The organism is Alphaproteobacteria bacterium (genome assembly GCA_035625915.1).
GTDB lineage: Bacteria > Pseudomonadota > Alphaproteobacteria > JACZXZ01 > JACZXZ01 > DATDHA01.
Genome location: DASPOR010000234.1, coordinates 1 through 9,761 on the forward strand (window position 1 = coordinate 1; position 9,761 = coordinate 9,761).

General features: G+C 62.1%; 11 protein-coding genes and 1 tRNA gene. 3 read left to right on the forward strand and 9 right to left on the reverse strand.

Features of this window, described 5'->3' with window-relative positions:
• Positions 1-842 precede the first annotated feature (842 nt).
• The 3 genes from VEJ16_19010 to VEJ16_19020 form a co-directional block, all read right to left on the reverse strand.
• Entirely contained in the window at positions 843-1,349 is a 507-nt protein-coding gene (locus VEJ16_19010; GenBank protein ID HYB11754.1) for a PAS domain-containing protein, read from the reverse strand.
• Between the two features lie 514 nt (positions 1,350-1,863).
• Positions 1,864-3,159 carry an ammonium transporter gene (locus VEJ16_19015; GenBank protein ID HYB11755.1) on the reverse strand — a complete coding sequence of 432 codons (1,296 nt, stop codon included), beginning with the start codon at positions 3,157-3,159 and terminating at the stop codon, positions 1,864-1,866.
• A 374-nt stretch (positions 3,160-3,533) separates the two neighbouring features.
• Positions 3,534-3,872, reverse strand: coding sequence for a P-II family nitrogen regulator (locus VEJ16_19020; GenBank protein HYB11756.1), 339 nt, complete (start codon positions 3,870-3,872; stop codon positions 3,534-3,536).
• Between the two features lie 221 nt (positions 3,873-4,093).
• On the opposite strand from VEJ16_19020, the gene VEJ16_19025 reads away from it, so the two are divergent.
• Positions 4,094-5,350 carry a UbiH/UbiF/VisC/COQ6 family ubiquinone biosynthesis hydroxylase gene (locus VEJ16_19025; GenBank protein HYB11757.1) on the forward strand — a complete coding sequence of 419 codons (1,257 nt, stop codon included), beginning with the start codon at positions 4,094-4,096 and terminating at the stop codon, positions 5,348-5,350.
• A gap of 36 nt (positions 5,351-5,386) precedes the next feature.
• Here VEJ16_19025 and VEJ16_19030 read toward each other — a convergent pair whose 3' ends face one another.
• From VEJ16_19030 to VEJ16_19050, 5 genes are all read right to left on the reverse strand, one after another.
• A complete protein-coding gene (locus VEJ16_19030) occupies positions 5,387-5,785 on the reverse strand; it encodes a DUF971 domain-containing protein (protein ID HYB11758.1) in 399 nt (132 codons plus the stop codon).
• A 27-nt stretch (positions 5,786-5,812) separates the two neighbouring features.
• A complete protein-coding gene (locus VEJ16_19035; GenBank protein HYB11759.1) occupies positions 5,813-6,013 on the reverse strand; it encodes a Trm112 family protein in 201 nt (66 codons plus the stop codon).
• Between the two features lie 34 nt (positions 6,014-6,047).
• A complete protein-coding gene (locus tag VEJ16_19040; GenBank protein ID HYB11760.1) occupies positions 6,048-6,707 on the reverse strand; it encodes an LON peptidase substrate-binding domain-containing protein in 660 nt (219 codons plus the stop codon).
• Between the two features lie 13 nt (positions 6,708-6,720).
• Complete coding sequence (gene trxA / locus VEJ16_19045) at positions 6,721-7,650, reverse strand: thioredoxin (protein HYB11761.1); 930 nt, start codon at positions 7,648-7,650, stop codon at positions 6,721-6,723.
• Between the two features lie 141 nt (positions 7,651-7,791).
• Entirely contained in the window at positions 7,792-8,322 is a 531-nt protein-coding gene (locus tag VEJ16_19050; GenBank protein HYB11762.1) for a prolyl-tRNA synthetase associated domain-containing protein, read from the reverse strand.
• A 140-nt stretch (positions 8,323-8,462) separates the two neighbouring features.
• On the opposite strand from VEJ16_19050, the gene VEJ16_19055 reads away from it, so the two are divergent.
• A tRNA-Gly gene (locus VEJ16_19055) sits at positions 8,463-8,537 on the forward strand.
• Positions 8,538-8,879: 342 nt separating this feature from the next.
• Here the strand turns inward: VEJ16_19055 and VEJ16_19060 are convergent.
• The gene (locus VEJ16_19060; GenBank protein HYB11763.1) at positions 8,880-9,053 is read right to left on the reverse strand and encodes a hypothetical protein; all 174 of its coding nucleotides are present in this window, start codon (positions 9,051-9,053) and stop codon (positions 8,880-8,882) included.
• Between the two features lie 215 nt (positions 9,054-9,268).
• On the opposite strand from VEJ16_19060, the gene VEJ16_19065 reads away from it, so the two are divergent.
• Positions 9,269-9,761 (forward strand): NAD-glutamate dehydrogenase (locus VEJ16_19065; protein HYB11764.1); only part of this gene is annotated, 493 nt, incomplete at its 3' end.

The window sequence follows — 9,761 nt, forward strand, 5'->3', positions numbered from 1 at the left end:
CGACGGATCCGACGGATCGTAGCTCGCCAAGGCGAGGAGGAGTGCGAAGCCGAACGCGACGAGGCCAGCACCCGCCAGTTCCGCAATGCGTCGCCGAAGGAAGGCCAAGGCCTCCGGCGGAAGAAGGGCGGTCATTCGCCCCGAACGTTGTGCGGCGGCACGCGCCATCAACTCAGCTCCCCACAATGAAGGCCAAGCCAACCCGCTTCGGTACAAAACAGAAACGAGTGTAACTGTGCCGGCGCAACGATACAAGTGTCGTTACCGACTGTGAACACAGTATCTCGCGGGCGTTATATATTTGGGCCACAAAGTCATGTAACGCAGATCGGCAGTTTATGTTTCGTTCGTTTTCCGCGACTCGGCGCTGAGATGGACGCCGGCGCTCTGTTCACTGAGAATTTTGTCCACACGCCGCGAGGCAATCCACCGCGTCACGGAACTGGAGCATCGACTGGCCCGAGTCCCAGTGTGAGGCAGATGCCGTGTGCGCGGCGTCATTACTGCCCGCAGAAACGTAACCTTTTCATTCGATGAGCGCGCCGTTTCAAGACGCGGGTGCCTGTCACGCTACGGGCATGGTCTTTGGTCGCGTCGTCGTTTGACTGGGCGCTGGCAATCACGAACCCTGGTTGATGTCGCTATCAAGTATTGATGCGACAACATTCTAAATGCTGAAAAAGATGGAGCATATTATCCAAATGATATCGGATATCCGACAAGACCATTTGGGGATAATACATTAGTAACGTATAATATTAAAAATAAATAATACGTCTTTTACTGCCGCCTCGATGGTTGGCCCAATGGTTGGCCCAGAGGTCGCCGAGACGCCCGATGCCTCAGAACTCGGCCCCATTGCGTCGATAGAAGATCGTGCAGCAGAGGAGCGCATCGACGATCTTGCCGTCCCCAGCCAAAGGAAAGATAGCGGTCTCGACTTCGGCGAACTCCGCCCGGTTCTTCAAAAAGATCTGCGGCTTGCCCCGCCGGCGGGTCGGAACACCGCTCTTCGCCACACCGCGAAAGTGCCGAAGCGGGCTCGGGTCGATTGCGAGGTGAGGGTGAGCCTCATCGGCCCAGCGCCCCGTGAAATCCTCGCCGACCAGCTCGACGATCCGGGTGCCGACGAGGCGATGCCGCAAACGAAACGGTTCCGGTTGCACGTCGAGGATCCAAATCCGCGGGAGGAGTGCGGGAATTGCCGTCGGATCGATATCCTGGCGCGATGGCAGCCCCACGGGCCGGTGAATGCTGCCCCAATAGCGGTACAGCGCATGCAGATTCGAATGCCACCCGGAGACATCGACCGCCGGGCCGCTCGCCGCCTCTTGGATCGCGAGGGCCATTTCTTTCAGCCCTCGCCCGGTTGGACGCACCCACGGCCACGAAGGTCTCGGCGCACTAGCTAACTCTTTTCTCCCCCCAGCGGCTTGGTTGACCGCATTACTTCCGGGCCTCTTCAGCGCCGGCGCCGGCTTCTCACGTGACCGTTGAAGCCGATAATTGCTCGATATAGTCGGCGCGAGCGTGCCGGCTGCACAGTGACATGGCTGTGACATTCTGGGCGCGATAAAGGCGCTGGAACGCATGGGTGTCTGGCATTTTCCCGCCGTGCCGAACCGGCCAGAAATCGGCCCGGTCTGGTGTGGCGAATTCGAAATTCGCCACATTGGGCGAGAGACCGGGAGCGAATTTCGGATTCAATGCCACACTAGTAACGTATTGTATCTAGTGTGGTATTCGGATTTGAAGCGCCTAAACGCGGATGCCACCAAAATGTTAGGAACTTCAAATCCACCACACGAGGCGTCGCGCACGCTTGGCCGGGCCGGGCTCGACCACCGGGACGTAGGAACCGTGCTACGGCACGACTTCGCCGTGAACCGTGAGATCGAGGCCCTCGCGCTCCACGTCCTCGGAAACGCGCAGGCCGATCGTCCAATCGAGCACCTTGAGGATAATCAGGCTCGCGATTGCGTCGTAGGCGATCACGGTCACGATACCGATCGCCTGGCTCACCACTTGGCCCGCATTGCCTTCGATCAGGCCCGGGGTCCCGCCATATTCGCTGATGGCGAAGACGCCGGTCAGGAGTGCCCCCGCGATGCCGCCCACCGCGTGGACGCCAAAGGCGTCGAGTGCATCGTCATAGCCCATGCCGTTCTTGAGGGCCGTAACCCCCCAATAGCAGACGACCCCGGCCACCGCACCGATGACGAGGGCGCCGACCGGTCCGACAAAGCCCGATGCGGGCGTGATGGCGACAAGGCCCGCGACCGCGCCGGAGCAGATGCCGAGCAGGCTCGCCTTCCCCTTGACCGCCCACTCCGCGAACATCCAGCTGAGCGCCGCCGTCGCCGTCGCGATCTGGGTCACCGTCATGGCCATGCCCGCCTGGAGGCCCGCGCTCGTCGCCGAGCCGGCATTGAAGCCGAACCAGCCGACCCAGAGAAGCGAGGCGCCGATCATCGTGAGCACGAGATTATGGGGCGCCATATGCTCGCTCCCGAGCCCCTTTCGCTTGCCGAGGACGAGGCAGCAGACGAGGCCCGCAACACCCGAATTGATGTGGACGACGGTGCCGCCGGCGAAGTCGAGCACATGCACCCACGCTTTATCATTGCCGCTATTGAAGAATCCGTCGGGGCCCCAGACCCAATGCGCGACCGGCGCGTAGACGAGCGTCGCCCAAAGCGCCATGAACCAAAGCATCGCGGAAAACTTCATGCGCTCCGCGAAGGCGCCGCAGATAAGGGCCGGCGTGATGATCGCGAAGGTCATTTGAAAGCACATGTAGACCATCTCGGGGATGGTCGGTGCGAGGGCGTTGACCGAAGGCACGTTCTTGGTATTCGCCGCGATGTCGCTCACCACCCCTTGCAGGAAGAGCCGGCCGAAGCCGCCGAGGAACGGCGTCCCTTCCGTGAAGGCGGTGCTGTAATTCACGATCGTCCAGAGGACCGTGACGACGCACGTGACCGCAAAGCTCTGCATCAAGGTCGAGAGCACGTTCTTCTTGCGGACCATGCCGCCGTAGAAAAGCGCCAGGCCGGGGACCGTCATCATCAGGACGAGCGCGACGGAGGTCAGCATCCATGCCGTGTCGCCCGAGTCGATTTTCGGCGGTGCTTCATCTGCGAGTGCTGCACTGACCATCGTCGCGAGTGTCACACTCGCCAATGCCATGACTCTTGCCAGTCCGGTCATTTGTCGCATTGAAAAACTCCCAATCTCGATGCCCTATCCAAATGGCTGGATCATCTTCGGCCCGCAATTGACGGCCGGGTGGAGGGTCCGGGTGCTGTCTCGCTCCCCTCTGCGAAGCGCCTGGACCGGTGGGAAATCTCAATTTCCATGCCAGAGATTTCCGGCCTGCTGCCGGTCCTCGGACTCACCGCTAATTCTTTGTTGTGCGGCGGGAATTGTTTTTCGCACGCCCCTAGCGCCGGGGCGGCGCGGACGGATCGATGCCCAATTTTTATGCGCCGTCGTTGGCGCTGCAAAAAACTTGGGCACGCAATGAAGGGCTCTCAAATCGCGCTCGCGTCCCGCTCGCCTGTCCGGATGCGGAGCGCTTGGGCGATCTCGAACACGAAAATCTTTCCATCGCCGATCTTGCCCGTCATCGCATGCTTCTGGACTGCGTCGATCACCGCATCGACCATTTCGTCCCTGACCGCGATCTCGATCTTGATCTTGGGCAGGAGATTCACCGCGTACTCAGCCCCCCGGTAAATCTCCGTGTGTCCTTTCTGCCGGCCGAAGCCTTTGACTTCGGAGACCGTGAGGCCCTCGACGCCGGCTTCCGTAAGCGCTTGGCGCACTTCATCGAGCTTGAATGGTTTGATGATTGCCATGACCAGCTTCATAACCACGGCTCCTTCTGCCTGATGACGACGGTGTTCGTCCGCGATGTCGAAGCAATTCAAATCGACCCCAAGGTTCCAACTTCAAGAAGCGTGCCGTCTCTTGAGGCGGCATGGAATGGCGAAATTGCGCGGGCGCCTGTGTGGCGGCCCATCCGCCCGTGCCCAATCGATGCGCAGAAAGGCGGCTGGACAGATTTGCCGGGGCGCGCGATGGTGGTGGCGTGACGGCAAAGCGCAAACAAGCCGGGCAGGAGAAAATCGCCGCCGACGTGCTCATCGTCGGCGGCGGAATGGTCGGCATGACCCTTGCCTTGGCGCTCGCGAATGCCGGGGTCGTCGTCGTCCTCTGCGATCGCGAATCGCCCGACGAGCGCCAAGACGCGGCTTATGACGGCCGCACGTCGGCGATTGCGTGGGGATCCTCCCGGGTCCTGAGCGGAATCGGCCTATGGCAGGCGATGGAGCCCCTGGCCGAACCGATTCGCGAAATCCGCGTCTCCGACGGGCCTTCGCTTCTCTTTCTCCATTATCGCCACGAGGAGGTCGGCAACCACCCCCTCGGCCACATTATCGAAAATCGGGAGACGCGAAGGATACTCGTGGCCGGGCTGCAATCCTCAGCGTACGCGAAGCACCTCGCACCGGTGCGCATCGTCTCCCTCGTTCGCGATCCCGCGGGCGTTCATGCAACGCTCGCCGACGGTCGCGAGATCGAGGCGGCCCTTGTCGTGGCGGCGGACGGGCGCGACTCGGGCCTGCGGCGCGAGACAGGCATCGCCGTCACGGAATGGTCCTATCCCCAGACCGGAATCGTCTGCACGATCGTCCATGAGCGTCCGCATCATGGCGTGGCGCACGAGCGGTTCCTGCCGGCCGGACCGCTCGCGGTCCTTCCGATGACGTCAGGGGCGAACGGTGAGCATCGTTCCTCCATCGTTTGGACGGAGTATGCTCGCCTTGCCCCAGCCCTCCTGGCGCGGGACGATGCGACGTTTTCCGCGGAGCTCGAGCGGCGCTTCGGTCCTTATCTTGGCAAGCTCAGGATCGAGGGTCGGCGCTGGGCCTATCCGCTCGCACTTCTGCACGCGGAGCGCTACACGGATACGCGCCTCGCTCTCATCGGCGACGCAGCCCACGCGATACACCCCATCGCCGGACAGGGCCTCAATCTCGGCCTGCGCGATGTCGCGGCACTTGCGGAAATCCTCGTCGATGCGCATCGCCTCGGCCTCGACCTCGGCGGCGGCGATCTCTTGGCGCGTTACCAGCGCTGGCGACGGTTCGACAATGTGGCGCTCATGGTCGCGACAGATGCGCTCAACCGCCTGTTCTCGAACAGCGTGCCGCTCGTGCGGTTCGTGCGCGATGTCGGTCTCGGGCTCGTCAACGAGCTTCCGCCCTTGCGTCGGCTTTTCATGCGCCATGCGATGGGTGTCGTCGGTGAGCTGCCTCGGCTCACGCGCGGCGAGCGGCTCTGAGGCGACGCCGTTTGCGTCCTTTCCTTGGTACGTCCCTTACTTGCGGCGTTCGGGTTCCCGACTGAGACCTCGAGCCTCGAGGGCCGCGAGGTAAGCACGCCACTTCTCATCCTGGTTCTCGCCAAGCTCGTAGAGATACGCCCAGGAGAATATTCCGGTGTCGTGAAGATCGTCGAACACGATGCGGATCGCATAATTGCCGACCGGTTCGAGCGAGATGATTCCCACATGCCGTCGCCCCGCGACTGTCTGCTTCTGGCTCGGGCCATGACCCTGAACCTCGGCGGAGGGGCTTTCGACACGGAGATATTCGGCCGGGTAGCGAAAGCGCTTGCCGTCGTCAAAATCGATTTCGAGCGTCTTCTCGGCCTTGGTCAGGCGGATTTCGACGGGCCAGTGCCGGGTGCCGAGCTCGCGGTTTCGACCGCCGGTCATAAGAGGGCTCTCGTCAACGCCACAACGTTATGGCTTCGCCGCCTCATCCAGGCGGCGCGCCTCATCGACCAGCATGATCGGAATCCCGTCTCGGATCGGATAGGCAAGGCCGGCCTGTTCACTGATCAGCTCATTGGCCTCGCGATCGTATCGCAATGGCCCCTTGGTCAGCGGGCAGACAAGGATTTCGAGCAGCTTGGGATCGACTCCCGATTTTGCGTCGGCCATCGCCGTCAACTCCCCGCGCTTCATTGCGCACCCATCAGTGGCGCGCCTCGCCCCCCTTGGTCCCGAGAATCGCCATCTCGAGCAGTGCGGTCATGACGCGGCCGCGCTCGAGGAGATTGGGAGATTCCAAGAGGGCCTGTTTCTCGCTCGGCTCGAACGGGCACACCATCGCGAGGGTGGTGACAAGCCGCTCGTCCGGGGTCGATTGAATCGCCTTCCAGTCCGCATCGATGTTCTGCAGCTTGAAATATTGGCGAAGGGCCTCGACCAGCCGTTTTCGCTCGATGACCCCGCCCGGCGCATCCTCGTAGTCGGCGCGATACGGCTCGAAATTGGGAATTACGCGCCGATAGCCGTTTACTGGGTCGATTTCGCGCACAATGTCGAACCGGCAGAGGCCGGCCAGCGTTATCTCGTAACGACCATCGTCGGTCTCGGCGAAAGAGACGATCCGGCCCGCGCACCCAAGCGAATAGACCTCGGGCACGCTTGCCTCACCCTGGCCTTCAAGCGGCTGCACCATGCCGATGATGCGCTCGCCCGCAAGCGCATCCCGCGTCATCGCGAGGTAGCGCGGCTCGAAGATGTTGAGCGGAAGCTTCCCGCCCGGCAGCAGGAGGACGCCGCTCAGCGGAAAGATCGGCGTCGTGCCGGGAAGCTGTTCGAAGGCCGGATCGAATTTGCTTCGGCTCATGTTGCGCGTCCGGTCACGAAAAGAGAAGTGCGGAGAGCCGCCGACGGCCAGCACTCACGATCGGATTGCCGTTGCCGAGCGCTTCGAAAAGTTTCAGGAGCTGCTTGCGCGCCGCCTCGTCATTCCATTTGCGGTCGCGCTTGATGAGGTCGAGAAGTTCCTCGACCGCCTCCTCGTTCCGGCCGCCGGCGTAAAGCCCGTTCGCCAGCTCGAGGCGGGCGGCGTTGTCCGAGGGGTTGGCTGCGACCCTGGCCCTCAGCTCGTCGATCGGTCCGCTCTTTTCGGCTTGCTCGGCGAGCTCGAGTGCCGAACGCGCGGCCGCGATCTCCGGATCGCCGGATTTTTCGGGCGGCACGCTTGCCAACAACTCCTTCGCTTGGGCGAGGTTGCCCGCCTTGGCGTGGCAACGCGCAAGGCCGCCGATAGCCGCAATGTTGTCCGGCTCCTGTTGGAGGATTTGGCCGAAGATCGCACTTGCCGTGCCGAGGTCGCCTTCCGCCATGAGCGCTGCGGCATGCTGGATCGCTTCCGCCGTCTCTGCCGCACCGTCGTCCGGCCCGCCTGCGGCCAGGAGCCGGTCGGCGAACGCCTTGACCTGGCTTTCAGGCAATGCGCCGACAAAGCCGTCGACCACACGCCCGTCGGCCACAGCGAACACGGCGGGAATCGACTGAACGCGAAATTGCTGGGCGATCTGCGGGTTCTTGTCGATATCGACCTTGACGAGGCGCAGTTTGCCTTTCGCCTGGCGCACGATCTTCTCGAGGATCGGGCCAAGCTGTTTGCACGGGCCGCACCAGGTCGCCCACAAATCGACGATCACCGGCGCTTCGCGCGAGGCGTCGATCACGTCCTTCTTGAAGCTCGCAGCGGTCGCATCCTTGACCAGGCCGGCGTCGCCGCCGGAAGCGGGGCTTCCGTGTTCATCGATGATTGTCTGCATACGCCTTCAATCCCCTTCTGGATCGCCTGCTGGCTTGCTTGGGCGGGATTGCCGCCCGGATGGCGGCGGGTCGCGATCCGTCCCGCTCTCTATCGCGCCATCTAAATGGCGGCTCTCCCGCGTTCTGGCAAGTCCACCCCCTCAAGCGGCCCCGGCGGCACCCTCAGCCGGAAGCGGGGCGTCGAAGTCCAGGATAAGCGGTTCATGCCCCGTCGAGCGCAGAAAGGCAAGGAGGTCCTGCGGGGAAATCGACGTGGTCTGGGAGTTGACGAGGGGGTGATAATTGAGGGGATCGCAAGCCATCATGCGCGTCTCGAGCACCACCTTGACCCTGCCCCCGCGATCGTTGACCACGCCGAAAGGTGTCACGGAGCCCGGGGTCACGCCCAAGAGGTCCATCAGCAGCTCCGGATTGCCGAACGAGAGGGTCTTCTTGGCGCCGAGCTGGCGCCGCAGGCGCTTGAGATCGACCGGACGATCCTCAAGGGCGACAACCAGCCAAACCCGATCGGCCTTGTCCTTGACGAAGAGGCTTTTGCAATGCCCGCCCGGCAACTTGCCGCGAAGCTGCTTGCTCTCCTCGACGGTGAACACAGGCGGATGATGATGATTCGTCGTGCGGAAGCCCAATTCCTGGAACCGGGCCAGGAGAGCCTCTGGTGTGACGGGCATCGTTCGTCCTCGATTTCGGCCCTAAAATAACGCCCTGCGATGGAAGCACAACCAGCGTCCCAATAATATGGTTAGTGCCTGTTAACTCTATTCCATCCTTGCAAATGGAGCCGATATACTTATTATCTCTCGGCTCCGGTGCGGGAGTAGCTCAGTGGTAGAGCATCACGTTGCCAACGTGAGGGTCGAGGGTTCGAACCCCTTCTCCCGCTCCAATCCTTCCTGAGAACCCTCCAAACGATCTCGTGCATGCGAAGGCTTCGTTTGTGCGCGCATTGCTATCGCGCTTGGGTCGTCGGACCGATCGGAGGCAGGTCGGGATCATTAGCAAGCTCATGGATCGACGCTGGGCGCAATGACGTCGGAAGTCGGCGGGCCGAGATCATGGCCGATTGCCGGAACGAACCGTGAATCCACGCATCATCGATCTTGCGATACGGTCGGCGCCCGAACGCGAGAAGTCGGCCACCGTCATGCAAGTAGAGATGGAAACACGGCCAATTCGCGCCGCGCTTGAAGCTTTGCGGGCGATTACGTGGCCGACTGGCCGTTCCCGCTCAGAATTCAATGACGCGCAGGGAGTAAAGGACGGCCGCGAGGAGGCCAGCGTAGAATACGACCACGGATACGAGGCCGATGGCGATACCGACGAGGAACCGCATGGCCCATTTCGACAATCCGGCCGGCCACCATGCCCTGGATTTGGCGAAATCGCTGAGCGCTGTGGCCATGCCGATCCTTCCTTCTGCCGGCCTCGGCTGAGCCGAATGCCCGCCGCACCTTATGCTATTGACGCGGCTCTCGGTTCGGGCCGACATTCCGGGTAATCGCCGCCGCGCTTCGAGTGCCAATTCGGCGCAGTGTGATCGATTTAAGTTAACAAACGCCGACTAAGCTCAAGGCCAAGAAAAAGCGGCGGGATTCGGAAGGCGAAGGGAGGGCTAAGATGGCTGCGCGCGCGCACGCACTCAAGGAAGAAGTGATCGGCAAGGTCATTACACTCGCCCGCGAGCGGCTGCCGCGGGGAAAATCCGTTCCTGCCGAAAAATTCGTCCGCCAGTATTACGCGAACGTGTCGCCCGACGACATCGTCAACGAGGACATCGACCAGCTCTACGGTGCTGCCCTCGCTTTCTACAATTTCGCGCGCACCCGCGAATCGGCCAAGCCGAAGATCCGCGCCTATAATCCGCGCCTCGAGGATCACGGCTGGAAATCGAACCACACGGTCATCGAGATCGTGAACGATGACATGCCATTTCTCGTCGACTCGGTGACGGCGGAACTCAATCGTCGGGAACTCACGGTCCACCTGATCATCCACCCGGTCATGCGGTTGAAGCGCGACGCCAAGGGCAATCTCGCGGAACTACACGTGCCGGCGGACGCACCGGACGGAATGGTCAGCGAGTCCTACATGCACGTCGAGATCGAGGAGC

Coding starts and splice junctions, on each gene's coding strand:
- VEJ16_19010 (HYB11754.1), bottom strand. CDS start 1,349: ATGGCCCTCGCGATCCAAGAGGCGGCGAGCGGCCCGGCGGTCGATGTC.
- VEJ16_19015 (HYB11755.1), bottom strand. CDS start 3,159: ATGGTCAGTGCAGCACTCGCAGATGAAGCACCGCCGAAAATCGACTCG.
- VEJ16_19020 (HYB11756.1), bottom strand. CDS start 3,872: ATGAAGCTGGTCATGGCAATCATCAAACCATTCAAGCTCGATGAAGTG.
- VEJ16_19030 (HYB11758.1), bottom strand. CDS start 5,785: ATGACCGGCGGTCGAAACCGCGAGCTCGGCACCCGGCACTGGCCCGTC.
- VEJ16_19035 (HYB11759.1), bottom strand. CDS start 6,013: ATGGCCGACGCAAAATCGGGAGTCGATCCCAAGCTGCTCGAAATCCTT.
- VEJ16_19040 (HYB11760.1), bottom strand. CDS start 6,707: ATGAGCCGAAGCAAATTCGATCCGGCCTTCGAACAGCTTCCCGGCACG.
- trxA (HYB11761.1), bottom strand. CDS start 7,650: ATGCAGACAATCATCGATGAACACGGAAGCCCCGCTTCCGGCGGCGAC.
- VEJ16_19050 (HYB11762.1), bottom strand. CDS start 8,322: ATGCCCGTCACACCAGAGGCTCTCCTGGCCCGGTTCCAGGAATTGGGC.
- VEJ16_19060 (HYB11763.1), bottom strand. CDS start 9,053: ATGGCCACAGCGCTCAGCGATTTCGCCAAATCCAGGGCATGGTGGCCG.